Annotated in this window: 26 protein-coding genes; 11 read left to right on the plus strand and 15 right to left on the minus strand. The window is 65.4% G+C overall.

Features of this window, described 5'->3' with window-relative positions; translation table 11 throughout:
• The first annotated feature begins 8 nt into the window (after positions 1 to 8).
• From IB258_RS24650 to IB258_RS24675, 6 genes are all read left to right on the plus strand, one after another.
• The gene (locus IB258_RS24650) at positions 9 to 659 is read left to right on the plus strand and encodes an amino acid ABC transporter permease (RefSeq protein WP_054457830.1); all 651 of its coding nucleotides are present in this window, start codon (positions 9 to 11) and stop codon (positions 657 to 659) included.
• Entirely contained in the window at positions 646 to 1386 is a 741-nt protein-coding gene (locus tag IB258_RS24655) for an amino acid ABC transporter ATP-binding protein (protein WP_119450640.1), read from the plus strand. The genes IB258_RS24650 and IB258_RS24655 overlap by 14 nt, the downstream gene beginning before the upstream one ends.
• Before the next feature lie 24 nt (positions 1387 to 1410).
• Positions 1411 to 2196, plus strand: coding sequence for a transporter substrate-binding domain-containing protein (locus tag IB258_RS24660; protein WP_059379547.1), 786 nt, complete (start codon positions 1411 to 1413; stop codon positions 2194 to 2196).
• 22 nt (positions 2197 to 2218) lie between these two features.
• Positions 2219 to 2566: a RidA family protein gene (locus tag IB258_RS24665; protein ID WP_054457833.1), complete on the plus strand. Its 348-nt coding sequence runs from the start codon at positions 2219 to 2221 to the stop codon at positions 2564 to 2566.
• A gap of 66 nt (positions 2567 to 2632) precedes the next feature.
• Positions 2633 to 3667 (plus strand): succinylglutamate desuccinylase/aspartoacylase family protein, encoded by a 1035-nt coding sequence (locus IB258_RS24670; RefSeq protein WP_054457834.1) that lies wholly within the window; start codon positions 2633 to 2635, stop codon positions 3665 to 3667.
• A gap of 25 nt (positions 3668 to 3692) precedes the next feature.
• Positions 3693 to 4781, plus strand: coding sequence for a LacI family DNA-binding transcriptional regulator (locus IB258_RS24675; protein WP_054457835.1), 1089 nt, complete (start codon positions 3693 to 3695; stop codon positions 4779 to 4781).
• Positions 4782 to 4811: 30 nt separating this feature from the next.
• Here IB258_RS24675 and IB258_RS24680 read toward each other — a convergent pair whose 3' ends face one another.
• Positions 4812 to 5630: a 2-keto-4-pentenoate hydratase gene (locus IB258_RS24680; protein ID WP_192353328.1), complete on the minus strand. Its 819-nt coding sequence runs from the start codon at positions 5628 to 5630 to the stop codon at positions 4812 to 4814.
• A gap of 107 nt (positions 5631 to 5737) precedes the next feature.
• On the opposite strand from IB258_RS24680, the gene IB258_RS24685 reads away from it, so the two are divergent.
• The 3 genes from IB258_RS24685 (at position 5738) to ycaC (ending at position 8160) form a co-directional block, all read left to right on the plus strand.
• On the plus strand, positions 5738 to 6685 hold the full coding sequence (locus tag IB258_RS24685; RefSeq protein WP_054457837.1) for a LysR substrate-binding domain-containing protein: 948 nt from the start codon (positions 5738 to 5740) through the stop codon (positions 6683 to 6685).
• A 115-nt stretch (positions 6686 to 6800) separates the two neighbouring features.
• Complete coding sequence (locus IB258_RS24690; RefSeq protein WP_054457838.1) at positions 6801 to 7478, plus strand: hydrolase; 678 nt, start codon at positions 6801 to 6803, stop codon at positions 7476 to 7478.
• Between the two features lie 55 nt (positions 7479 to 7533).
• On the plus strand, positions 7534 to 8160 hold the full coding sequence (ycaC, locus tag IB258_RS24695; RefSeq protein ID WP_054457839.1) for an isochorismate family cysteine hydrolase YcaC: 627 nt from the start codon (positions 7534 to 7536) through the stop codon (positions 8158 to 8160).
• A gap of 79 nt (positions 8161 to 8239) precedes the next feature.
• Here ycaC and IB258_RS24700 read toward each other — a convergent pair whose 3' ends face one another.
• Positions 8240 to 9388 (minus strand): sterol desaturase family protein, encoded by a 1149-nt coding sequence (locus tag IB258_RS24700; RefSeq protein ID WP_175181995.1) that lies wholly within the window; start codon positions 9386 to 9388, stop codon positions 8240 to 8242.
• A 256-nt stretch (positions 9389 to 9644) separates the two neighbouring features.
• On the opposite strand from IB258_RS24700, the gene IB258_RS24705 reads away from it, so the two are divergent.
• Entirely contained in the window at positions 9645 to 9869 is a 225-nt protein-coding gene (locus IB258_RS24705) for a YdcH family protein (protein WP_013395499.1), read from the plus strand.
• Between the two features lie 179 nt (positions 9870 to 10048).
• Positions 10049 to 10651, plus strand: coding sequence for a LysE/ArgO family amino acid transporter (locus IB258_RS24710; protein ID WP_054457841.1), 603 nt, complete (start codon positions 10049 to 10051; stop codon positions 10649 to 10651).
• 27 nt (positions 10652 to 10678) lie between these two features.
• Here the strand turns inward: IB258_RS24710 and IB258_RS24715 are convergent, their stop codons facing one another.
• The 13 genes from IB258_RS24715 to IB258_RS24775 all read right to left on the minus strand — a co-directional run bounded on the left by IB258_RS24715 (position 10679) and on the right by IB258_RS24775 (position 25151).
• Positions 10679 to 10993: a hypothetical protein gene (locus IB258_RS24715; protein ID WP_192353329.1), complete on the minus strand. Its 315-nt coding sequence runs from the start codon at positions 10991 to 10993 to the stop codon at positions 10679 to 10681.
• 101 nt (positions 10994 to 11094) lie between these two features.
• Positions 11095 to 11748: a TetR/AcrR family transcriptional regulator gene (locus tag IB258_RS24720; protein ID WP_054457843.1), complete on the minus strand. Its 654-nt coding sequence runs from the start codon at positions 11746 to 11748 to the stop codon at positions 11095 to 11097.
• 42 nt (positions 11749 to 11790) lie between these two features.
• A complete protein-coding gene (gene lpdA / locus IB258_RS24725) occupies positions 11791 to 13230 on the minus strand; it encodes a dihydrolipoyl dehydrogenase (protein WP_192353330.1) in 1440 nt (479 codons plus the stop codon).
• A gap of 6 nt (positions 13231 to 13236) precedes the next feature.
• Positions 13237 to 13962, minus strand: a complete 726-nt coding sequence (locus tag IB258_RS24730; RefSeq protein WP_192353331.1) for an ABC transporter ATP-binding protein — start codon at positions 13960 to 13962, stop codon at positions 13237 to 13239.
• Positions 13955 to 15769, minus strand: a complete 1815-nt coding sequence (locus tag IB258_RS24735) for an ATP-binding cassette domain-containing protein (RefSeq protein ID WP_192353332.1) — start codon at positions 15767 to 15769, stop codon at positions 13955 to 13957. Before IB258_RS24735 ends, IB258_RS24730 begins: the two co-directional genes overlap by 8 nt.
• Before the next feature lie 5 nt (positions 15770 to 15774).
• A complete protein-coding gene (locus IB258_RS24740) occupies positions 15775 to 16659 on the minus strand; it encodes a branched-chain amino acid ABC transporter permease (protein ID WP_054457847.1) in 885 nt (294 codons plus the stop codon).
• Positions 16660 to 16725: 66 nt separating this feature from the next.
• Entirely contained in the window at positions 16726 to 17937 is a 1212-nt protein-coding gene (locus tag IB258_RS24745) for an ABC transporter substrate-binding protein (protein WP_192353333.1), read from the minus strand.
• A 72-nt stretch (positions 17938 to 18009) separates the two neighbouring features.
• Complete coding sequence (locus IB258_RS24750; protein ID WP_192353334.1) at positions 18010 to 19368, minus strand: MmgE/PrpD family protein; 1359 nt, start codon at positions 19366 to 19368, stop codon at positions 18010 to 18012.
• A 36-nt stretch (positions 19369 to 19404) separates the two neighbouring features.
• Positions 19405 to 20898, minus strand: coding sequence for a long-chain-fatty-acid--CoA ligase (locus IB258_RS24755; RefSeq protein ID WP_054457849.1), 1494 nt, complete (start codon positions 20896 to 20898; stop codon positions 19405 to 19407).
• 73 nt (positions 20899 to 20971) lie between these two features.
• On the minus strand, positions 20972 to 22147 hold the full coding sequence (locus IB258_RS24760; protein ID WP_054457850.1) for an acyl-CoA dehydrogenase family protein: 1176 nt from the start codon (positions 22145 to 22147) through the stop codon (positions 20972 to 20974).
• A gap of 5 nt (positions 22148 to 22152) precedes the next feature.
• Positions 22153 to 23373, minus strand: a complete 1221-nt coding sequence (locus IB258_RS24765) for a dihydrolipoamide acetyltransferase family protein (RefSeq protein WP_192353335.1) — start codon at positions 23371 to 23373, stop codon at positions 22153 to 22155.
• Between the two features lie 3 nt (positions 23374 to 23376).
• A complete protein-coding gene (locus tag IB258_RS24770) occupies positions 23377 to 24162 on the minus strand; it encodes an enoyl-CoA hydratase/isomerase family protein (RefSeq protein ID WP_175161581.1) in 786 nt (261 codons plus the stop codon).
• 14 nt (positions 24163 to 24176) lie between these two features.
• Positions 24177 to 25151 carry an alpha-ketoacid dehydrogenase subunit beta gene (locus IB258_RS24775; protein ID WP_192353336.1) on the minus strand — a complete coding sequence of 325 codons (975 nt, stop codon included), beginning with the start codon at positions 25149 to 25151 and terminating at the stop codon, positions 24177 to 24179.

Raw genomic sequence — 25151 nt, forward strand, 5'->3', positions numbered from 1 at the left:
TCGCGAGCATGCGTACATTTACCCTGAGTGATTTCGCCTCCCTGCTCAGCGCGCTGCAATGGACCGTGGCCCTGGTGCTGATTGCGCTGGCCATCGGCGCGCCGCTGGGCCTGGGGCTGGCGCTGCTGCGCGGCCACCGTTCGGCGCCGCTGCGCTGGCTGGCCGCGGCCATGCAGCAACTGGTCCAGGGCGTGCCGCTCCTGGGCCTGCTGATGTTCTTCTACTTCGGCATGCCGGTGTTCCTGGGCATCGAAGTGCCCGCGCTGACCGCCGTCAGCGTCGCCTTCATCATCTACACGGCGGCCTTCCTGGGCCAGATCTGGTACGGCGGCATCCAGGCCGTGAAGCACGAGCAATGGGAAGCGGCCGCCTGCCTGGGTCTGTCCAAGTGGCACCAGTTTCGCCATGTGATCGCGCCGCAGGCGTTCCGCCTGTCGCTGCCGCCCACCGTGGGCTTCCTGGTGCAGCTCGTCAAGGGCACCTCGCTGGCTTCGGTGGTGGGCTTTGTCGAACTGGCGCGCGCCGGACAGATCGCCAGCGCCGCCACCTTCCAGCCCCTGCTGGTCTATTCCTGCGTCGCGTTGCTGTACTTCGCGGCGTGCCTGCCCCTGACGATGTGGGCCCGTAACCTGGAGGGCCGCTTCCATGGCGCTCGTTGAAGTCTCCAACATCCACAAACGTTTCGGCGCCAACGCGGTGCTCAACGGCGTCTCCCTTGAAGTCAATGAAGGCGAGATCGTCACCATCATCGGCCGCTCCGGCTCGGGCAAGTCCACCCTGCTGCGCTGCCTGAACGCGCTGGAGACGGTGGACGACGGCGACATCCGCATCGGCGGCGAACGTATCCACGCCAGCATGCCCGGCCTGCGCCAGTTCCGCCAGCGCGTGGGCATCGTGTTCCAGCAGTTCAACCTGTTTCCGCACCTGAACGTGGAGCGCAACATCACGCTGGCGCCCACGCTCAACGGCAAGATCGCGAAGTCGCAGGGCCGCGCGCTGGCGCTGGACGTGCTGCGCCGCGTCGGCCTGGCTGAAAAGATCGACGCCTATCCGGCCCTGCTGTCGGGCGGCCAGCAGCAGCGCGTGGCGATCGCGCGCTGCCTGGCCATGGCGCCGCAACTGATGCTGTTCGACGAGGTCACCTCGGCGCTGGACCCGGAACTGGTGGGCGAAGTGCTGAAGGTCATGGAAGACATGGCGCGCCAGGGCATGACCATGGTGCTGGTGACGCATGAAATGGCCTTCGCCCGCAACGTTGCGTCCAAGGTCGTGTTCATGCACCAGGGCCGCGTCTGGGAACAAGGCCCGCCCGCCGAACTCTTCGCCAATCCCCAAACCCCCGAGCTGCGCCAATTCATCGGCACGGCCGCGCCGTCCACCCACTGAACCATCCGCTCCTGGAGTCATTGCATGAAACTGTTCGCCAAGCTGGCCGCCGCCGCGGCCGTCTGTCTCTCCCTGGCCGCGCCCGCCTCGGCCGCCGACAAACTGCAGGACGTGCTGGGCGCGGGCAAGCTGCGCGTGGGCGTGCTGATGGACGCCGCGCCCTGGGGCTTCAAGGACGCCAAGGGCGAGGCCGCGGGCCTGGACATCGACCTGGCCAAACTCATGGCCGCCGACATGGGCGTGAAGCTGGAGCTGGTGCAGGTCACCGGCGCCAGCCGCATTCCCAGCCTGCTGGCCGGCAAGGTCGACGTGCTGATCGCGGCCGCCGGCGCCACGCCGGAACGCGCCCAGCAGGTCATGTTCTCGCAGCCCTATGCCGCGGTGAACCTGGGCGTCTACGGCGGCGCCAGCATGCCGCAAGCCAAAACGGTGGACGAATTGAAGGGCCACAGCATCGCGGTCGCCAAGGGCTCCACGCTGGACATCTGGCTCACCGACAACGCGCCGGGCGCCAAGCTGGTGCGCTTCGAGGACACGCCTTCGGCCGTGGCCGCCTACCTGGCCGGGCAGTCGGAATCGTTCGCCGAGAACAGCGCCATCGCGCTCAAGGTGGCCGAGGACAACGCCGCGAAGGCGCCCGAACTCAAGTTCCTGATCCGCCAATCGCCCGCGCATGCCGCCGTGCAGCAGGGCCAGCAGAACCTGCTGAACTGGATCAATACCTTCCTCTTCACCAACCGCCTGAACGGCAAGCTGCCGGCCCTGCAGCAAAAATGGTTCAAGGAAGCCCAGACCCTGCCGCAGATGTAATCGGCCCCAACAAAGGACTCGCATGATCAAACGCTACAAATCCGGCTCGCGCATGAGCCAGGCCGTCTCGTACAACGGCTTCGTGTTCATCGCCGGCCAGGTGGCCGACAATCGCCAGGGCTCGCTCGAATCGCAGACCCGCGAAGTGCTGGCCAAGATCGAAGCGCTGCTGGCCGAAGCCGGCAGCGACAAATCGCGCCTGCTGGCCGTGGACGTGTTCCTGCCCGCCATCGGCGACTTCGACGCCATGAACCGCGTCTACGACGCCTGGGTCGACCCCGCCAATCCGCCGGCCCGCGCCTGCGTCGAAGCCCGCCTGGCCGACCCCGACCTGCGGGTCGAAATGACCGCGGTCGCCGCGCTGCGCTAAGCGCGCTTTGCTGCAGCCTTCCGATCCCTCTTCGCGCCGCCTCGCGCGGCGCTGTTGTATCTCCCCATGCATACCGGCCTGTTTCACGACATAGATTTCGATGCCGACGGCAAGGCGCTCAGTTTCCTGGGCACCCCCTACTCGGTAGACCGTTCGCCCTACTACCAGATCAAGACGCCCATCTGCCGCATCCGCAACGGCAGCGGCCCGCGCGTGCTGCTCATGGCGGGCAACCATGGCGACGAGTACGAAGGCGAAGTCGCCCTGGGCCGGCTGATCCGCCGCCTGGATCCCTCCCGCATGCGCGGCGAAGTCACCATCCTGCCGCTGGCCAACCTGCCAGCCGTGATGGCGGCGCGGCGGCGCTCTCCGCTGGACAACGGCAACCTCAATCGCGCCTTTCCCGGCGAACCCGGCGGCACCCCGACCGAACGCCTGGCGCACTTCCTCGAACACGAACTGTTCCCGCGCCACGACGTGGTGTTCGACATCCATTCCGGCGGCACCTCGATGGCGCACCTGCCCACCGCCCTGATCGAACGCCAGGACTCGCCCGAGCGCATGGCGCGCGCGCTGGACCTGATGGGTTCGCTGGGCATGGGCCACGCCTTCGTCGCCGCCAATGGCCGCGATGCGCCCACCTCCATGGCGGCGGCCGCGCGCGCTGGCGCGATCGGCATCAGCGGCGAGTTCGGCGGCGGCGGCACGCTGACGCCGGCCACGCTGGCCGCGACCCAGCGCGCCATCGACAACCTGCTGCAAAAGCTGGGCGTGACCGATGCGCCCGTGCTCGGCCCGCACCAGCCCGGCGCGCCCGCCATGCAGTTGCTGGAGCTGGACAGCCACGAACAGAACATCTTCGCCACCCGGCGCGGCTGGTTCGAGCCGGCGGTGGACATCGGCGCCAGCGTGCGCGCGGGCGACGTCGCGGGCTACTACCATGACCTCAACCAGCTGGACGCGGAAGAGGAAGTCCTGCGTTTCCGGGTATCGGGTATCGTCATTTCGCGGCGGCTGCATACCGACTGCGAATCCGGCGACAGCCTGATCCAGGTTGCGCGTCCCGTCGGCCAGGCTGATATCCTGACGCCTGCCGCCTGATCCCGGAACAATCAAAAGAAATCGCATGACCCACCGGCCCGCGCCTCCTTCCGCCCCCACCTACGACGACGTGCTGCGCGTGCGTCCCGAGGGCGCCGCCGCGCCCGCCCGCGCGGCCGCCCCCGCCAAGCCGCCGCGCATCGAGGAAGTGGCCAGGCTGGCGGGCGTATCGCCCATCACGGTGTCGCGGGCCTTGCGCCAGCCCGAGAAAGTGGCCCAGGAAAAGCGCGACCGCATCCTGCAGGTGGTGGCGCAGACCGGCTATGCCTCGAATCCGCACGCGCGCGCCCTGCGCTCCGGGCAGTCCAGCGTGGTGGCGGCGTTCGTCTCCAACATCCTCAGCCAGCAGTTCGCGCTGGCCGTGCAGGGCTGCGCCGAAGTGCTGGAGCCGCAGGGCTACCAGTTGATGGTCGGACAGACCTCGTATTCCTACGCCAAGGAAACCAGCATGATCGCGTCGCTGCGCGCCTTGCGGCCCGCGGCGGTGCTGTTCACCGGCGTCATCGAGCTCGAGGAAAACCGCCAGTCGCTGCGCGAACTGGGCATCCCCATCATGGAGACCTGGGCCTATCCGCGCGACCCGATCGACATGCTGGTGGGCTTTTCCAACTATGACGGCGGCGTCATGGCAGCGCGCCATCTGGCCGAACGCGGCTACCGCCGCGTCGCCTTCGTGGCGCGCCAGGGCGGCCGCGGCGAACTGCGGCGCCAGGGCTTCAATGCCGCCGCTGCCGGACTGGGCCTGCAGGTGGTGGCCGAACTGGCCGTGGACAATGCGCAAACCATCGCCGACGGACGCGCGGCCCTGGGCCGCCTGCTCGCCATGGGCCAGGCCTTTGACGCCGTGTTCTGCGCCAACGACCTGCTGGCGGTGGGCGCGCTGTTCGAGGCGCGCGACCGCAAACTCGCAATTCCCCGCGACATCGCCATCCTGGGTTTCGGCGATACCGACATCGCCCGCGAAATCGAGCCCGGCCTGAGCACCATCGGCGTGGACAGCCGCAAGCTGGGCGCCCGCGCCGGGGAACTGCTGCTGCAGCGCCTGAATGGCGGCGCGCCAGCCGCGCGCCAGGAAGTGTTTCCGCTGACCTTGAACCAGCGCGCCAGCGCCTAGCGTCCCTGCGCGCCGGCAACCGGCGCGGGCTCACTCGTCGAACACGATGCGCAGGCCCGGCAAGCCGATGCCGTCCAGCGTGGTGCTCCATGTTTCGCCCGCGTGCACCGGATATGCCTTGGTCAGCGTTCCGGTCGTGACCAGTTCGCCCGCCTGGATCGCCTCGTCGGCCGGACGCTCCCCGAGCACCTCCAGCAGATGGGCCAGCGCCGCCAGCGGACTGCCCAGCACGTTGGCGCCCGCACCGGTTTCACGGCGGATGCCGTTGCAGGACAGCTCCAGCCGGAAGTCCGCCAGCCGTTCGATCAAGCCCGGGCCGAGCTCGGCCGGCTCCATCAGCGGCCCGATGTAAAGCGCGCCGTGCAAGGCGTTGTCCGCCACGGTATCGGCGGCCTGGAACTGCCAGGCGGGATAGTGCGACTGCACCAATTCGAACCCATGGGCGATCCAATCCACGCATTCCAATATGGCGGCCAGTTCCCGCGTGCGCGGCGGCGCGCAATGGAAATGCAGCACGATCTCGGGTTCGATGCGCGGCTCGACATAGCGGCCCAGGCGGCAATGGACTTCGCCGGTGTCGTCATAAACCGCGCTGTGTTCATAAACGCGTCCCCACACGGGGAAATCCACGCCCAGCGCCGCCCACATCGCGGCATTGGTGAAGCCTATCTTGCGGCCGACCAGCAGCGCGCCTTCCGCCAGCCGCGCCTGATGGATGCGCGCAGCCACGTCATAGGCGGCATCCAGATCGAAGCGTGGACGCCGGGCCGTGACCGGCGCGATGTAAGAGGCATGGTCCTGCGCCGCCTTGATTTCACGGGCGAGCGCCGCCGGGTCGGAAGCTGGCATGGTGGCTCCTGAAGGTACGCTCAAATGTAAAAGAAAACCTGCCCGCACAGTGCCGCAGCCGTTATATGCTCCCCTAGACGTCCTATTTTCAGAACAGCGGGGAAGCAATGCATGACTTGAATGACCTCTATTACTTCGTCCAGGTCGTCAAGAACGGCGGATTCGCACCCGCGGGACGGGCGCTGGGCATACCAAAATCCCGCCTGAGCCGGCGCATTGCGCTGCTGGAAGACCGGCTCGGCGTGCGGCTCATCCAGCGTTCCACGCGCAGCTTCGCCGTGACCGAATTGGGTCAGGAATATTACGAGCAATGCCTGTCGATGCTGGCGGGCGCGGAAGCCGCCCAGGAAGTCATCGACCGCACCCGCGCCGAACCGCAAGGCACCATACGCATGAGCGCGCCGCCCGCGCTGATCTACTACTTCCTGGGCGACCTGGTGGCCCGCTTCATGGTCCGCTGCCCCAAGGTCCACGTCTACCTGAAGAGCTTCAGCCGCCCCGTGGACGTGCTGCGCGAGGGCTTCGACATCGCCGTGCGCGTGCGCTTCGGTCCCATCGAGAGCAGCGACCTCATCATGAAACCGCTGGGCATGAGCTGCCAGTGCCTGGTGGCCAGCCCGGCGCTGGCGCGCAGCATCAAGCTGCCTGCGGATCCGCACGCCCTGAGCGAGCTGCCCACGCTGGCCCTGGGTACGGAACAGCGCGAATCCCATTGGCGGCTGGACGGGCCGGACGGCGCGCGCATCGTCGTGCCGTTCACGCCTCGCCTGGTGACGGACGACATGCTGGCGCTGAAGCAGGCCGCCTTGCGCGGCGTGGGCGTGGTCTCCCTGCCCCTGCTGATGATCCGCGAGGAACTGGACGCGGGCACCCTGGTGGACGTAGGCGCTCCCTGGCAGCCGGAAGCCGGCAGCGTGCACGCCATCTTTCCGTCGCGCCGCGGCCTGCTGCCCGGCGTGCGCGAGCTGCTGGACTTCCTCAGTTCGGAGTACCAGGAAGTGGCCAAGCGCGAACACGACACGCAGGTGCGCCACAAGGTGCCCACCCTGAAGTAGCTTCAGGGCCGCCCGCAGCGTCCGACGAATGGGACGCAGAAACCCATTTCTCCCGCCTACCCAGCGGCCAGCGTTGCTCCTAGCATGGTTAGCCCCACGTCAACAGGAGCACACCATGAGCGTCCCCGCCAACTTCAATGGCCAGCGCCCCGTCATCGATCCCAACGATGCCGTCATGCTGCTGATCGATCACCAGAGCGGCCTGTTCCAGACGGTTGCCGACATGCCGATGACCGAGCTGCGCTCGCTGGCCGGCGCGCTGGCCTCGATGGCCACCCTGGCGAAGCTGCCCGTCATCACCACCGCTTCCGTGCCGCAGGGCCCCAATGGCCCTCTGATTCCTGAAATCCATGAAAACGCCCCGCACGCGAAATATGTCGCGCGCAAAGGCGAAATCAATGCCTGGGACAACCCTGAATTCGTTGCCGCGGTCAAGGCAACCGGCCGCAAGACCCTGATCATTGCCGGCACCATCACCAGCGTCTGCATGGCGTTCCCCGCCATCAGCGCGGTGGCCGAGGGCTACAAGGTCTTCGTGGTGGTCGACGCCTCGGGCACCTACAGCAAGATGGCCCAGGAAATCACGCTGGCGCGCGTGGTGCAGGCCGGCGTCGTGCCCATGGACACGGGCGCCGTCGCGGCGGAACTGCAAAAGACCTGGCACCGCGAAGACGCGGCCAAGTGGGCCGAGGTCTATACCAAGATCTTCCCGCCCTATCAGTTGCTGATCGAAAGCTACAACCGGGCCCAGGAAGTCATCAAGAAGGGCGAACAGCTCGACTCGCAGCGTTGAGTCCGCCCGGTTTCCCGCGCGCCGCAGGGCGCGCAATTCCCTCATGGAGTACGCAATGACCAAGCCCTATGTGAAACTCGACAAGACCCAGGCCGCGGTGCTGCTGGTCGACCACCAGGTGGGCCTGCTGTCCCTGGTCCGGGACTTCCAGCCCGACCAGTTCAAGAACAACGTCCTGGCGCTGGCCGACCTGGCCGAATACTTCAAGCTGCCCACCATCCTGACCACCAGCTTCGAAGACGGCCCCAACGGCCCGCTGGTCCAGGAGCTGAAAGACAAATTCCCCAAGGCGCCCTACATCGCCCGCCCGGGCAACATCAACGCCTGGGACAACGAAGACTTCGTCAAGGCCGTCAAGGCCACCGGCAAGAAGCAGTTGATCATCGCCGGCGTCGTCACCGAGGTCTGCGTGGCCTTCCCGGCGCTGTCGGCCCTGGAGGAAGGCTTTGACGTGTTCGTCGTGACCGACGCGTCCGGCACCTTCAACGAAGTGACCCGCAATGCCGCCTGGAGCCGCATGGAACAGGCCGGCGCACAGCTGATGAGCTGGTTCGGCGTGGCCTGCGAACTGCACCGCGACTGGCGCAACGACATCGAAGGCCTGGGGACGCTGTTCTCCAACCACATCCCCGACTACCGCAACCTGATGGCGGCCTACTCCACCGTCAAGGGCAGCAGGTAAGGTCCCTGCCGGCCGCGCCCGGGCGCATGGCCGGCTGGCTCGGACTTCCACGGCGGCGCGCATCGGGCGCGCCGCCGTTTCATTTCTTGCGGGCGAAAGGGTAGGCCTGCTGCGCCAGGAACGTGCCTGGCATGTCGTTATCCAGGATCCCGTAGTTCTCGGGCAGGCGCTTGCTCACGCCGCGCACCGCCGTGCCGAACGCGTAATCGATGAACGAGAAGTGGGCGGCGTAGTTGCGGTCGATGGCCTCGGTATCCGAGGAATGGTGCCAATGGTGGAAGTCCGGCGTCACAATGATGTAGCGCAGCCAGCCCCAGGGCAGCCTCACGTTGGAATGGATCAGCACCGCCTGGAAGCCGACGATGATGATGTAGGCGTCCAGCACCGGCTTGGAAAAGCCCAGCGCGAACAGCACGCCCAGCACCGCGACCCGCGTGATCAGCAATTCGACGATGTGCAGGCGCGAACCGGCCAGCCAATCCAGGGTACGGGTACTGTGGTGCACCGCGTGGATGCGCCATAGGAACGGCACCTCGTGATAGGCGCGGTGCGCCGCGTACTGCACCAGATCCGCCACCAGCACGGCCACGAACAGCTCTGCCAGGTAAGGCAGCGACACGATGGCCTGCTGCAGCGGTTCGTAGGCCGCCCAGGAAAACAGCCGGTGCACGAAGAAGTTGATGCACAGCAGCACCGCCCCCACCGACAGGTGGTTGAACAGGAAGTGCTTCATGTCCACCTGCCATTCGCCGCGGAACACCGGCTGGCCCGGATACAGCGGGAACAGCTTCTCGAAAATGATGAAAACCGTGCTGGACGCCAGCAGGTCCAGGATGAACCAATCCAGCCCCAGATAGGGATGATTGCCCGTATTGGACGTGGTCACCACCACGTTGCTGCCCCCCGCCGCCACTGCGCCGCAGACCAGCACGAAGGCCGCGATGTTCAGCCAGCGCTGGCGGCCCAGCACGGTATTGGCCAGCGCGATGCTGCCCGAAATCAGCAGCGCGGTGAACAGCAGGGCCCGCATCGCGTCCACGTTGTAGAAGCTGCGCAGCTCCGGAGTGGTCAGGTAGGCGGGGAAATGGAACGCCAGGACGCCCAGGACCGCCAGGATCGCCAGGAACAGCGCGATCACGCCGCTCATCATGCCCGTACCCGGATGGATCCTCCCGTCCTGCTTGAAAAGCTGTAAGACTTGGCGAAGGATGGACGCGCGCTGATTCATTTCAAATTTATGGCAGACCACGGGGAAGCGAGTTTATCGCCGGGGACGGATCTTCATGTAATAAAACGTGATCAGGCACGACAGAATGACGCCCCTGCCAGCGCCTTGCGCGACATCAATTCTCAGACGGACTGCAAGCACCCGGATGGTTGACAACGGCGCGGGGTTGGCGTGTCATGGAATCGAAAGCTTTATGGATCATCAGGTTCCCCGGTTTCCCGCAGTGCCCATCAACCGGTTCTTTAAAGAGGCCCCTATGTTCCCTGAATACCGCCACCTCATTACCCAACTGAAATCCGAAAACGCGCATTTCTCCGCGCTGTTCCAGCGTCACAATGACCTGGACCAGGAAATCAAGAACATGGAGGCCGGCATCCAGCCGGCGTCGGGCAACGAGGTTGAAGTGCTCAAAAAAGAAAAACTGCACCTGAAGGACAAGCTGTACGGCATCCTGCGCGCTGCCGACCAGGGCGGCAGCTGAAAGCATCGCTTCGCTTCGGGCGGCATCGGGCCAAGCCGGCTCCGTGCCGCCATCGCCGGCCCTCCCTGGCCACCGAGACGTGTACGGCTGAGTTAGGATTACTAAATAAGGATTAGGATAATTAGTTTTCCTAATCCGACCTCAAAGGCTAGTCTCTCGCCCTTCGCTGAAGGGTATCGATGACCACCGCCTACATTCCCGGATTCCTGCTCGGCCTGAGCCTCATCATGGCGATCGGCGCGCAAAACGCTTTCGTCCTGCGCCAAGGCCTGCGCCAGGAACATGTCTTTGCCGTCTGCCTGACCTGCGCCCTGTCCGACGCCATCCTGATCAGCGCCGGCGTGGCCGGCTTCGGGTTGGCCGTGGGCGCACTGCCCTGGCTGGAACCCGCCCTGCGCTACGGCGGCGCGCTATTCCTGTTCGTCTACGCCGCGCGCAGCCTCATATCGGCGCTGCGCGCCCGCCACGACAGCCTCAAGCCCTCATCCACCCAGACCGCCGGACGCGCCGCCGCGCTGGCGACCTGCCTGGCCCTGACCTGGCTCAATCCGCACGTATACCTGGACACCGTGGTGCTGCTGGGTTCGGTCTCCAGCCAGTACGACGGCCACAAGACCGCCTTCGCGCTGGGCGCGATCACGGCGTCCTTCGCCTTCTTCTTTGCGCTGGGCTATGGCGCGCGCCTGCTGCGGCCCATCTTCGCCAATCCCAATGCGTGGCGGGTGCTGGACGGCTGCGTCGCCGCGGCCATGTTCGCCATCGGACTGAAGCTGGTGCTCTGAACACCTGGGCCGAAGCCCCTGCGCGGCCTAGCGGCTCTTGCCGGACCCGGCGGACGCGTTCACGTAGTCCTTCACCGTGCGGTCCTTGTTGAAGATCACGGTCAGCGTCTGCTGGTTGTCCATCGCGCCGTAGGCGCTATTGTCGAAATAGAACCAGGTGGCCGTCATCAGCCCATCGCGGCCGACGCCCTGCGACCGGGGCGGGCCGTAGTCCCGGACCATCTCTTCGTAGGTGGTGACGTTGAGCTTGATGGCGGCCACCTTCGATTCGGTCAGCAGGTCGCTGGAACCGCTGGCGCAGCCCGTCACAAGGGCGGCCACGAAAAGCAAGGATGTTCTCATTCTATTTTCCCCGGTCTGGCGGGCCGCGCAGGAGCGGCCAGCGTATTTGCGCTTGCTGGATAGACCGAGATTAGAACGTAAATTTTCGCCCTGCGGTGCGCCTATTCCACCTGCATCTTGCCGATGTCGGGTGCGAACGCCTCGGGCGGCTTGCTGGCGATGGAGCGGCACAGCAGTTCGGACATGCCCTTGGCCAACTGCTTGTTGTTCCATTCACCCGCGTCCGAATACCACTTCGGCACCCAGTTCACCGCGCCGAAAATGGAAAAGATAGCCAGCTTGGGATCGCACTGGATGATGCTGCCGTCCTCCATCCCTTCGCGCACGAAGGCGCGCAGCTTGGCCTCAAAGCGGTCGCGCTGCTTGACGATCTCGGCGCGGTCATCGGGCTCTAGCGCGTGTTCCTCGGTGATGATGACGCAGCGGCTCATTTCGCTGAGCGTCACCTCCAGGTACTCGCGCAACGCCAGCTGCAGCTTTTCCAGGCCGGTGCCGCCATGGCGTTCCGCCGCTTCGATGGCCTCGAAGCCCACTCTCAAAGCCTCGGCGAACGCCTCGTACAGCAGGGCGTGCTTGTTCGGAAAATAGTGGTAGAGCGCCGCCTTGGTAACGCCCAGGCTGGTCGCGATGTCTCCCAGCGAAGTGGCGTGGAACCCTTTCTGGTTGAATGCGGCAATCGCCTGGCGCAACAGCGCTTCGCGCTTCAATTGGTGCATCGCCTTGTGCGTGGGCACCGAATTATTCCATGTTGCCACTGATCAAACCCTCCCGGTGAATTGCGTGGACCGGCCGCATATTTAACTTTTTTTCCCGGAGAGGAACAACTCGGTGAGCGTCCCCTCGTATGCCTCGGCCGCGAATGCCAGCGTCTCCGACAAGGTCGGGTGCGGGTGTATGGTGAGCGCAATGTCGCCGGGCTCCGCTCCCATCTCGATGGCCAGCGCCGCCTCGGCGATCAGGTCGCCAGCCTGCGGCCCCACCATGCCTACCCCCAGCAAGGCGCGGGTCTGCGGATCGACCAGGATCTTGGTGAGTCCTTCGCCGCGCCCCAGGCTCAGCGCTCGGCCGCTGGCGGCCCACGGAAAGCTGGCCGACTCGAACGCCACGCCATTGCGGCGCGCGGCTGTCTCGGTCAAACCTACCCAAGCCACTTCCGGATCCGTGTAAGCGACCGCGGGAATGACCTTGGCATCGTTGGCAGCTTTCTTGCCCGCCGCGATCTCGGCCGCCACCTTGCCCTCGTAGGCCGCCTTGTGCGCCAGCATCGGTTCGCCGACGACGTCGCCTATGGCAAGAATATGGGAGACATTGGTACGCTGGCGCTCATCGACGGGTATGAAGCCGCGTTCATCCACATGGACTCCCGCCCGATCCGCGCCGATCCTGGCCCCGTTGGGCCGGCGGCCGGCCGCAACCAAGACGGCATCATACACCTGGGGTCCGGCGTCTTGCGGCCCGCTGAACACGACGTGCACCCCATCCTCCCGGGCGCTGGCCGACACCACCCGCGTCCCCGTCAGGATGGCCTCATAGCGGCCCGCCACCCGCTGCGCCAGGGGCTGCACCAGGTCGCGGTCGCATCCCGGCAAAAGACCGTCGGTCAGCTCCACCACTGTGACGCGGACGCCCAGCGCCGCGTACACCGTCGCCAGTTCCATGCCAATGATGCCCCCGCCCACCACCAGCAGGCGCCTGGGCACATCCGCCAGCGCCAGGGCGCCGCTCGAATCCATGATGCGCGGATCTTCCGGCCAGTCCGGCAGGCGCACGGGGTGCGAACCCACTGCAATGATGGCCTGGCGAAAGTGCACAGAGGGGCCGCCGGCGACCTCCAGGGTGTTGGGTCCTGCAAATTGCCCCCTTCCGTGCACGACACGGACCTTGCGCCGTCGGGCCAGGCCCGCCAGTCCGCCGTTCAGCTTGGCGACCAGCGCTTCTTTCCACTGTCGCAGCTTGTCCAGACGGATGCGGGGCTCGCCGAATTCGATGCCCAGCTCGTGCAGGCCGCGCGTCTCTTCCAGGGCGCGGGCTGCGTGCAACAGCGCCTTGGAGGGAATGCAGCCCACATTCAGGCATACGCCTCCGAGGCCGGGCCGATCTTCGACCAACGTCACCGACAGCCCCAGGTCAGCGGCGCGGAAGGCTGCTGTATAGCCGCCCGGCCCACCGCCCAACACCAGCAGCTCGGTATCGATACTCCCGCCCGTGGGCGGCCTGTCCTTCTTTTCCGTCTGCATGTCTGCCTATTCCGTTCTGCCCGCGCCCAGATAGGCGCTGGAAAGCTCAGCGCCGGCGCTGCCCGTCAGCACGTCGCGCGTGCCCTCGAAGACCGCCTTGCCGTGTTTGAGCACATAGCCGAAATCCGCCACCCTGAGCGCCAGGCTGGCCATCTGCTCGCTGAGCAGCACCACGCGGCCGCCCTGCGCGCAGTACTGCTTGATGAAATCGAAGATCTGCGCCACAACAATGGGCGCCAGTCCCAGGGAGGGCTCGTCCAGCAACACGCAACGTGGTTCGTGCAAAGTGGCCATGGACAGGATCAGCATCTGCTGCTGGCCCCCGCTAAGGGTCCCAGCCTTCGCCGTTCGGCGTTGCGCCAGGACCGGGAAATTGCCGTACACCTGTTCCACGGCGACCTTGAAGTTTCCCTTTGGTTTGCGGAAATGCCAGGCTGTGATCAGATTTTCCTCGACGGTGTGCTGGTGGAAGATGCGCCGACCCTCCATGGCATGAGCCAGCCCTCGCCGCGCGCGTTCATGCGGCGGCAAGCGGGATATGTCTTCTCCATCCAGCAGGATCTGCCCGCCCTTGATCGGCGTGACTCCGGATATCGCCCGCATCAGCGACGATTTGCCGGCGCCGTTGGCACCGATCAATGCGGTGATGCCATCGGGGCGGGCGGTCAGGTTGACACCGCGCACGGCGTCGATTGCACCGTAACTTACCTGCAGATTGCGGACTTCAAGCATGGACGGGCTCCTCAACGCCAAGATAGGCCTGGATCACGGCCTGGTCGGCGCGCATGCCGTCCATGTCGCCCCGATAGATTTCCTCGCCGGCTTCGAACACCACCACCTCCTCAACCAGTTCGGCCAGGAAATCCATGTGGTGATCGATGATCATGATGGCCACGCCATGGTCGCGCGCCAGGCGGACCAGCCTGATAAGGTGTTCCGACTCCACCTCCGACAGGCCGGCGGCAGGCTCATCCAGCAGCAGCAGCTCCGGATCGCTGGCCAGGGCGCGGGCGACCTCGGCCAGGCGCTGGATGCCATAGGGCAGTTCGCTCATGATGGCGTCCGCATGGCCGGCCAGCCCGGCCGCCTGCATCAAGGCTTCGACCTGGCGCAGCAATGCGCCCTCTTCGCGCCTTGCGCCTGGGGTATTGAACGCCGCGGCCAGCGCGCCATGCCGATAGCGCCGATGGGCTCCCATCAGGATGTTCTCGCGCACGGTAAAGCTGGGCACGTTGCGCGGATCCTGGAAGGTACGGGTAATGCCCGCCTGCGCAACCTTGTACGAGGGCCAGCCCGCGATGTCCCGGCCCTTGTACAAAATGCGCCCCGAGGTCGGCGCATAGATGCCGCTGATGACATTGACCAGGGTGCTCTTGCCGGAACCATTTGGCCCGACCAGCGCGGTGATGCTGCCGGCGCGCAGCTCGAGCGACACGCCCGCCAGCGCGCGCAGGCCCGAGAATTCCATGACCACGTCTTCAACCCGCACCAGCGCTTGCTGCCTTTCGGCGCCCGCGGCGGCCTGCCGCTGCGACAAAGGCGGCTCAGCCTCGACCGGCGCCGCGAGGCGCAACTGGTCGAACTTGCTGTAGCGCGTCTGCGTGCGCAGCAGGCCGGCAAGCCCTTTGGGCAGCAAAGTGAAGATGAACACCAGGATCAGGCCGTAGACGATGTACTGATAGTCATTGAAGGCCTGGAGCTTCTGCGGCAAGTAGGTGAACAGCACCGCCCCATACACCTGGCCTGCCAGCGAACCCAGCCCGCCCACGATCGACATCACCAGGATCTCGATGGACCGCATCAGGCCAAAGCTTTCCGGCGTCAGGTAGCCGATCATGTGCGCATAGAAACCGCCAGCCAGGCCGGCCAGGCCGCCGCTGATCGCATAGGCCGCGCGCTTGACGGCAGCCTGGGAGATGCCCAGCGATCCCGCCGCGATTTCGCTGACGTGCACGGCATAGAATGCCCTGCCGAAATGGCTTTTGACGAAGTTGCGCAGCATCAGCATGACCACCAGCAACACTGCCAACAGGATGCGGAAATAGGCCACGGTATCGATGGTCCAACTGAAGATCTGCAAGGTGCCGATCTGCGACGAAGGTATGCCCCGCATGCCCATCACTCCTCCCGTCACGCCGCGCAGTTCGCGCGCCAGCTCGTAGACGATCAAGCCGAAACCCAGCGACATCATCGCCAGGTAGAACTCGCGCACGCGGCCCGCCGGGCCCGCCAGCAGCAGGCCGACTGCGGCCGCCCCGAAGGTTGCCAGGAACAGCGCCACCGGAAACGGCACTCCCCAGGACTTCATCGCGATCGCGCTGGCATATGCGCCGATGGCGAAGAATCCGGCATGGCCCAGCGAGATCTGCCCGCTGATGCCGGTCAGCAGATTGATGCCCTGGGCGAGCAGGATGTTGATGATGACGAAACTCCACATCTGCACCGTGCCAGTGGCGACATGGCCGGCGCCTATCGCCAGCGCCACGGCCAGCACGCCCAGCGTCCAGGAGTTCGACAGGATTTTCCCCAGCTGTTTCATCGTCCTCACACCTTCACGGTTTCACGCTTGCCGAACAGGCCCTGCGGCCGGATCGTCAACACGCCTATCAAAAGCACGAAAGCCACGACCTCGGCCGCGGCGGGCGAGACGTAGCCGCCCACCAGCTTCTCCAGGATGCCGAGGATCAGCCCGCCCACCAAAGAGCCGAACGCGCTGCCCATGCCGCCCATGACCGCGGCGACAAAAGCCAGGATCAGCAGATGCAGGCCGAAATTCGGATCCACCGTGCCCGACACCTGCGACACCAGGATGCCGGCGATGCCAGCCAGCACGCCGCTCACCAGAAACGAGAAGACCACCACGCGGTAGACCGGTATGCCCATGAGCGACGCCAGGTCGCGATCGTGCGCGACCGCGCGCACGCCGTAACCCCAGATGGAATGGCGCAGGAACAGCTCCATCAGGCCGACGATCATCACACTGATGACGAACACGGCGATGTACTGCAGCGAAATGTAGGCGCCCATGAACTCCACCGTGTCGGTGCTGCTGAAGAGCACGTCCGGAAACGCCACAGCCTGTGTCCCGAACAGCCAGCTCGCCACACCCTGCAGGAAGATGCCTATGCCGAGGGTGGAGACCACCCACCCCATGCTGCCGGCAATGCGCCGCGTGGGCCGCACGCCGACCACCTCGACCACCCACAGGATGAAGGCCGTGGCCAGCAGCGACACGCCCACCGCCAGGAACACGTTGACCCCGGCGCCGACCATGACGGCCGTCAGCATCGCCCCCGCCATCAACACCGAACCCTGTCCGAAATTGAGCACGCGCGTGGTCCAGAACGTCAGGTTCAGGCCCAGGCCGATCAACGCATAGGCGGCGCCGACGCTCAGGCCTGACACGATCATTTGGATAAAGAAATCCATATCACCATCATCCATACAGACCGGCGCGGCCCGGCGCCTCATGGCGCCGGACGCGCGACGTGCCAGTTACTGGGCGACCGGCTGCAGCCGGACCTTGTCGTCCTTCTTCACGTACTCGAACACCTTGACGCCATCCGTCTCGATGCCGTGATGACGGCTCTTCGAGAAGTTGTAGGTGGTGTTGACGCCCTGGAAGTCCTTGATCGATTCGATCGCCGCGATAATGGCCTTGGGATCGGTGGAGTTGGCCTGGCGTATCCCTTCGAACAGCACATTGGCCGCGTCGTAGCCGTTGGACACCGAGATCGCCATGAACAGCTGCGGATTCTCCGGATCATTGCCCCACCAGCGGTCGGCGCCGTACTTCGCCTTGTAGGCCTTGGCAAAGTCCGCTGCAGCCGGACGCATGGGATTGCCAAACGCGCCGATCATCGTGCCCAGCGTGCCCAAGGTCAGTTCGCCCGCGCCCTCCTGGTAGGGTTGCCCCAAGGCGCCATTGGAGGCGACCAGCGGCACATTCACGTTCAACCGCGCCATGGTCCTGCGCAGCACGGCCAGATCCTTGCCCAGGCCGATGGCGGCGATCGCATCGACGTTGGCGCGCTTCATGCGCGCCACCTGCGCGGTCATGTCCTGCGCACCCTGGTTGTAGGAATCCGTCGCAACAGGCTTGGCGCCGCCGTTCTTGCCTATGGAGGCAGACAGGTAATCGACTCCGGTCACGCCGTAGGCCGTGCTTTCGTGCACGATGCCGATGCGCTTGAAGCGCTTGGCCAGGTATTCGCCCATGGCCACGGCCTCGATGTCGTTCTGCAGCGCGAACGAAAACACATTGGGCCGCGGCTTTTCTCCGGTCTTCTCGCCCGCATAGGTCACAACCGGCGTCTGCGCGATGGGGTTCATATAGGGGCGGCCGTCGGCCTGGGCCATGTCGATCACAGCCAGGGTCGGTCCGCTGCCCGCCGGACCGATGATGCCGACAATATCCTTGTTGTCCAGAATGGCGCGCATGTTCTGCACCGCGCGGTCCGGATTCAGCTGGTCATCCAGCAGCATCGCAATCTCGATCTTCTTGCCGTTGATGCCGCCTTTGGCGTTCCATTGTTCGACGGCGAGCTCGACGGCGCGCCGGTTGCCTTCGCCAAACTCGCTATAGGGGCCGGTCAAGGCCGAGGTCATGCCGATCTTGACCGTATCCGCCGCCAACGCGGTCCCCGAAACCAAGGCCGCCACGGCGGCCGCCAACCACGCAGGCGTGGATTTCCTGTACCAGGACATGTCGTCTCCTCCTAGGTTCTTGCACGTTGTAGTAACGCGCCCCGAATTCTCGAAGCGCCATCCACTGGCCTCTCAGCGGGCCGTCTGGATCTCTTTGAAGGCGGCAAGGACGTCTGCCATTTCCGCCCGTGGCAGTTCGGCCGCGAAACGTTCGATATGGTCATAGGCGCGCTGCGCCACACCGGTCTCTTCGCCGATGCCGCGTATCAGCGCGGACACCCGGGTCCGGTCGTAGCTGTATTCCGTGTGGTCGGTGTCCAGCCGCACTATCAGAGGTTCGCTCTCACCCTCCAGTTCCGCTTCGAGGCGGCAGGCCAGCAAGCCGAGAGCATCGTCGGCATGCAGCCGGATCCGCGGGATCAGGCTTGCCACGGCCGTGTCGCCAAATTGCGCCATATGCGCGATGGTTGGCGTTCCATGCAGCAAGGTCGTGGCAACGCAGAACTGCGTGCTCATGAGCGTTCCGGAAATGCTCTGGAACGGTCCCTCCTTGTCCATGCCCGCATAGCCCACGACCGTAGGGTTCAGGTATACGCGCAGGGTCCTCAGGGCGCTGCCGCGCGTGCCCAGCAGGTCCCGCAGCCGCAGGCAGGCGCGGACCGGCGTCTGGTTGAGTGCGCAGACGGGGTATGGCTTGAAAGTCACCTTGAGCAGCGACCAGTCCTTGCCCAAGCCGCCGGCTATGGCAGCGACATCGCATTCGGCCCTGACGAAGGCACGTGCGAAGCCGGACTTGCCCTCGAAGGCGCCGTCCGCGGATACGGAACCATGGGCCGCCAGCGTCGCCGCCGCCAGCCCGTTGCGCCCGGCCATTCCAACCTGGTAGCGCCATTCGTCGGTGCCATCGTCGAAAGACTGCAGGATGCCGCCTGTGAACGAGGCGGCGTTGGACAACGCCGCCGCAGTGCGCTCCTCGGACAAGCGCCATAACCGGGCAACGGCAGCCGCGGCGGCGACCGTGCCGTACAGCGGCGAAGCGCGCAAGCCTGCGGCGGTCGTCCGGGCCGAATAGGCAGATTCCAATGCGCCGCCGATCTCATAGCCTGCCACCAATGCGGGCAGGAAATCCTCCATGGCCCCTTCGCCGTGCTCCACCAGCGCTGTCAGGAGCGGCAGCAGGATGGCGCCGAAATGTGCCACGCCGCAGGTATCTTCCTGCGCCCTGCCATGGAACAGCGCGGCATTGGCAAGCGCCGCACCCGCCACCGTGCTGCGGCGGCCGCTGCCAAGCAGCGTGGCGCCGCCGGGACGTTCACCGTCCATCGCCAGGACGGCCCGCTCGGCCACGCGGAAGAACGGCGTGGGATGCGAGCCCAATGCAATGCCGTAACCATTGAGCACGCAGGCGCGGACCTTTTCCACCACGGGTTCAGGAAGGCTGTCGACGGTCAGACCCGTCGAAAACGCCGCGAATTTTCTGGCCAAACTCATGTCTTCTCCCCTGCTTTCTTATGTGTTTGCCGCGTGTCAGCCGTTGTAGCGATCGCGTAGCACGCGCTTGAGGACCTTGCCGGAAGGATTGCGCGGCAGTTCCTCCACCACCTTCAATTCCCGGGGCACCTTGAAGTTGGCCACGCGCTTGCGGCAATGCCGGTCCAGCTCTTCCAGCGTCAGCGTGTGCCCGGGGTTGAGCACCACCACCGCAGTGATCCGCTCGCCCCACTGCTCGTCGTGCACGCCGATGACCGCGGCTTCGGCGATCTGCGGCATTTCGTAGAGCACGGCCTCGACTTCGCTGGAGGCCACGTTCTCCGCGCCAGTCAGGATCATGTCCTTGGTCCTGTCGGTGACGAACAGGAATCCCTCATCGTCCAGGTAGCCCACGTCCCCGCTGCGCAGCCAATCTCCGAAGAAAGCTTCAGCGGTTTTCTCGGGTGCGTTCCAGTAGCCCTTGGTCACCTTGGGCCCGCGCACGCAGATCTCGCCTTTCTCTCCGGCGGACAACCAGCGGCCCTCATTGTCCGCAATGCGGATCTCCACATGCGGCAATGCACGCCCGGTTGAACCTATCTTCTCGAGCTCACGGCCAGGTTCCATGAGCGTGTCGCCGCTGCAGGTTTCCGTCATGCCGAAGCCATCAATAAAGCGTCCCCGGGTAAACACGCGGGTGAAGTCTCGGATGCGGGATTCCGGCGTCTTTTCGCCTCCGGCAATGCACCAGCCGAAGGTATCGAGGGAGTACCGTTCGGGGTGCTGCACGGCCAGCACGCGGCTCAACATGACAGGGGCCATCCAGCCGCAGGTGAGGCCATGGCGCTCGATGGAAGCAAGCACCGCTTCCGGATCGAACTCTCGGTGCACGCACAGCGTGCCGCCCACCCACAGCACCGCGATACCTGGCAGGTCGAAGGCGCCGACGTGATAAAGCGGGCCCACCACCAGCAGGCGCTCCTGGTGCGTCAGGCCCAGCGCGATCACATGGTCGATCGATTTCCAGTGGAGGTTGCCGTAGGTATGCATCACGCCCTTCGGGCGCGAGGTGGTGCCGGACGTGTACATCAGCCGGACCAGGTCGTCCTGTGCCGTGGCGGCCGGTTCTGGCACTTCCCGCCCTGGCTTGCCAAGACTGCGCGAATCGGCCTGGCCCTCCGCGTTCAGCACTACCTTCGGCACTTCCAAGGCCGCCACCTCCGCGAACTCCTCGTCCACGAAAAGCAGCCTGGCGCGGGCGTCGGCAAGAATGTAGGCGGCCTCGGGCGCCGCCAGCCGGTAGTTGATGGGAAGGAACACCGCGCCCAGGTAGCTGGCCGCAAACGCCAGTTCCAGGAAGGCGGCGCTGTTCTTCATGAAGAGCGCCACCACGTCGTTGCGGCCTATGCCATGCGACTGAAGCAACGCCGCCGCCTGGCGGATGCGTTCATGGAAGTCGGCATAGCTGATGGCTTCATCGCGATAGATGATGGCGGCGCGATCGGGGGTGCGCCGGGCGTGATAGGCGATGGCTGCGCTCAGATTGAGCATGGTGGGTCTCCCTTGGATGGCGGCTCGGCGCGGGTGGCGGCCTGGGCCGGTCCCGCATCTCGATTCTGGCGCTTCAGTATGACTTCGGCATGCCGAGATCGTGTATGGCGATGTAGTTCAGGATCATTTCTTCCGACACTGGCGCGAACTTGAACAGCCTGGCGTCGCGCCACAAGCGCTCCACATGGAATTCACGCGCATAGCCCATGCCGCCCATCGTCTGCATGCTGCGTTCGATGGCATGGCTGGCAGCCTGGGAGCCTATCAGCTTGGCAATGTTGGCCTCGGTGCCATAGGGCAAGCCCTGGTCGCACAGCGAGGCCGCGTTCAGGTTCATGAGCCGCGCGCACTGCAGTTCCGCATGCGATTGCGCCAGGGGGAATTGCAGACCCTGGTAGGCACTGATGGGCTTGCCGCCAAACACCTTGCGGTCGTTCGCGTACTGCACCGCCAGGCGCTCCGCCAACCTGCCCGCGCCGACCAGGCTGGCAGTCGTCACGATGCGCTCGGTATTGAGCACGTCCAGCAATTCGCGAAAGCCCTTGTCCAGCGTGCCCACCAGTTCATGTGCTTCGATGCGGACATTGTCGAAGAACACCGAACATGCGCTGAGCGTCTGGGTGCCCACCTTCTCGATGGCCGAGTAACTCAGGCCCTCGCGTTCGACGTCGATCATGAACATGGAGATACCGTCCGTTGGCCGCGCCCCTTCGACGGGTTTGGCAGTGCGCGCCACGACCAGCATCTTCTGCGCGGCATCCACGGCGGTGATCCAGATCTTCCGTCCATCCAGGCGCCAGCTGCCATCGGGCTGGGCAGCGGCGAAGCTCTTCATGGCCAGCGTGTTGGTGCCGGCATCGGGTTCGGTAAGCGCCATGCAGAAGTTGATCTTGCCGCTGGTCAGGCCGGGCAGCAGTTCGCGCTTCATCTGCTCGCTGCCGAACCTGGAAATCGGCACGCCGCCGAAGATGGGATTGATCATGAATAGCTGGCCCAGCGTCGAACCGCCGCCGCCTGCGGAAAGTTCCTCGACGATGAGCGCCAACTCCACCATGCCCAGGCCGGATCCGCCATGTTCCTCGGGCAGCGCCGCGCCTGCCAGGCCGGCCTCGCAAATGGCTTGCCAGCACGCCTGGGGGAACGCGTTCTTGCGATCCTGTTCGTACCAGTATTCCACGCCATACGTTTCACCAATGCGGCGCGCGGTCTCGACTATCAGCTTCTGCTCGTCCGAAAGCGAAAAGTCCATGTGATCTATCCTTGAGTATGGGTACGCAGCAGCCGGTAGGGGTCCTGCAGCAATTCGATGACGTGATTGAGGAATTTCAGTGCGCCCGCACCGTCGTGCAGCCTATGGTCCGCTGCCAGCACCAAGCCCATTTCGCGCCGCAGCGCGGGCGCGCCTTGCGAGTCGGGCCGGAATATCTCGCGAATGCTGCCCACGCCCAGGATGGCCGACTGGGGCGGGTTGATGATGGGCGTCATGTATGTGACGTTGAACATGCCCGCGTTGGAAATCGAGATGGCGCCGCCACTCATGTCCTCACGGGTGGCATTGCCCGAGCGCACGCGTTCGAGCAATGCATCCGACTGCCGTGCGACGCCGTCCAGCGTGGCGCCTGCCAGCCCGTGCAGGACGGGCGCCATCAGCCCGCGCTCGGTCGTGACCGCCACACCGACGTCAATGGCCTGGAACTGCACGATATGGTCGTCGTTCCAGATGCGGTTCTGTCGCGGCAAGGCCTCGAGCGCCCGCGCCACCGCGGCGATGACGAAGTGGTTCAAGGTCAACCGGGGTGCGTCAGCTTGGCCATTCAACCGGCCGCGCAAGGCAAGCAGCTCGCTGACTTCCGCTTCGGCCGAGAGATAGAAATGAGGTACCTGCTTGGCTTGCGTCATGCGGCGGGCCATGGACTGCACCAGCCCGCTGGCGGTGACTCGCTGGCCGACGTCCTTTGCCGCAACCGTCAGTTCGTCGGCGCTCTTCGCCAGCGCCGCCGGCGCTCCCGCCTGGCGCACATCGGCCGCCTTGATGCGTCCGCCAGGCCCCGTGCCGCCGACCTTCGCCAGATCCACGTCCAGTTCACGGGCCAGGCGCCGCGCCAGCGGCGTGGCCACGATGCGGCCGCCCACGACTGGCGCCGGCTCGACGCACGCCGGCACGGCCGGCTTGGTCATGACCGTTGCCTCCTCCCCGGCAGCCAGGCCGGGTTCCTGCTCTGCCCGCTGGCCCGGGCCCGTCCAACGCGCGACCACAGCGCCGACGGGAACGGTTTCGCCCGCCTGCACCAGGATCTCGCCAATCAGCCCGTCTGCCTCCGCCGCGATTTCGTTGGCGACCTTGTCGGTCTCCACCACGAACAAGGGATCGCCAGCCTTGACCTGGTCGCCAGCGGCCACGCTCCATTCGATCAACATGCCCTCGGTCATGGTCAGGCCGAGCTTGGGCATCAGCAGGTCATTCAGCGCGCCCATGGGCTATTGCCCCGCGAAGCGCGCTTCGCGCTTTTCAAGGAATGCACCGATGCCCTCATGCGCGTCGCGCGTGTCCAGCACCAGGCCTATCATGGCTTGCTCGTGCGCCAGCGCATTGGCCAGGGGCATGTCGGCGCCGTCGCGCAGCGTGCGCTTGAGCAGCTTCAACACCAGCGGCGACTTGCCTGCTATCTGCTCCGCCAGCGCCAGAGTCTGCGCCATGAGTTCGTCTTTCGGAACTGCGCGGTTGGCCAGGCCCATGCGCACCGCATCGGCGGCGCTGATGCGCCCGCCCGTGAACATCAGCTCCTTGGCCAGGCAAGGCGCGACCTGCCGGATGATGCGCTGCGTACCGCCCGCCCCCGGGAACAGGCCCAGGTTTATCTCGGTCAGCGCAATCATGGCGCTGTCGGCCAGGATGCGCAGGTCCATGGCCAGGAGCAGCTCGGTGCCGCCGCCCAACGCCCAGCCGTTGACCGCAGCGATCGTCGGCTTGTCGCTGACTTCGATGCGCCGGAACACGCGATGGATATCCTCGGCGAACTCCTGGTAGTGCGCCAGCCCCTGGCGTGAATTCAGGTCGGCCAGGTCGCCTCCCGCCACAAAGGACTTATCGCCGGCGCCCGTGATGACGATGACGCGGCAGTCGTCGCTGGCTTCCAATGCGGCGAAAGCCCGTTCCAGTTCGATCAAGGTTGGAATGTCCAGCGCGTTGTGCACCTTCGGCCGATTGATGGTGATGATGCCGACGCGATTGCGGACTTCGGCAAGAATGCTGGGTTCGTTCATGCTGTCTCCTGGGTTCACGCGCAGAGCTTGCGCGCGGCGGCTATGACATCGGCCTCTTGGGGCTGGTACTGTTCTTCGAGCGATGGAGCGAATGGCACCGGAACGAAGGGCGCCGCGACACGAGCGATGGGCGCGTCGAGTTCGTCAAAACCTATGTCCGCCATTCGTGCAGCGATCTCGGCGCCGACCCCGAATGCCTCCACGGCTTCGTGCACGATGAGCAGCCGATGGGTGCGTTCGAGCGATGCCAGCACCGCCTGTTCGTCCCAGGGCTGGATGCTGCGAAGATCCAGCACCTCGGCCTCGATGCCATCGGCAACCAGGGCCTCGGCGGCCCGCAAGGCCTTGTGCACGGTCGCGCCGTAGCTCACCACGGTCAGGTCTCGGCCCGGGCGTGCAACCCGGGCCCGGCCCAGCGGTATCGGTCCGGCATCATCGGCCACCTCGCCCTTGAGGGCATACAAGGCCTTGTTCTCCACGAACACCACCGGGTCCGGATCGCGAATGGCTGACTTCAGCAGGCCATAAGCATCGGCGGGGTTGCTGGGGCACACCACTTTCAGGCCCGGAATGTGGGCAAACCATGCTTCCAGGCATTGGGAATGCTGCGGCCCCGCGCTGATGCCACCGCCATGCGGGGTGCGCACCACCATGGGCACGCTGGCCTGCCCGCCAAACATGTAGCGAGCCTTGGCCGCCTGGTTGACCAGCGCGTCCATGGTCAGCGTCATGAAGTCCATGAACATGATTTCAAGCACGGGACGCAGACCGGACAGAGCCGCTCCCACTGCCGCGTTGGCCATGGCGGCTTCGGAAATCGGCGTATCGCGGATGCGGTCCGGGCCAAAACGGGCACGCAGCCCGCGCGTGACGCCGAACGGCCCTCCGGCTTCGGCGATGTCTTCGCCGAACAGGAACACCGTGGGATCCTCCTCCATGCACTCGGCCAACGCGCGGTTGATGGCATGGGCAAAACGTAGTTCAGCCAT

The sequence above is a fragment of the Achromobacter sp. ACM02 genome (genome assembly GCF_014851605.1).
GTDB classification, from domain to species: domain Bacteria; phylum Pseudomonadota; class Gammaproteobacteria; order Burkholderiales; family Burkholderiaceae_B; genus Achromobacter; species Achromobacter aegrifaciens.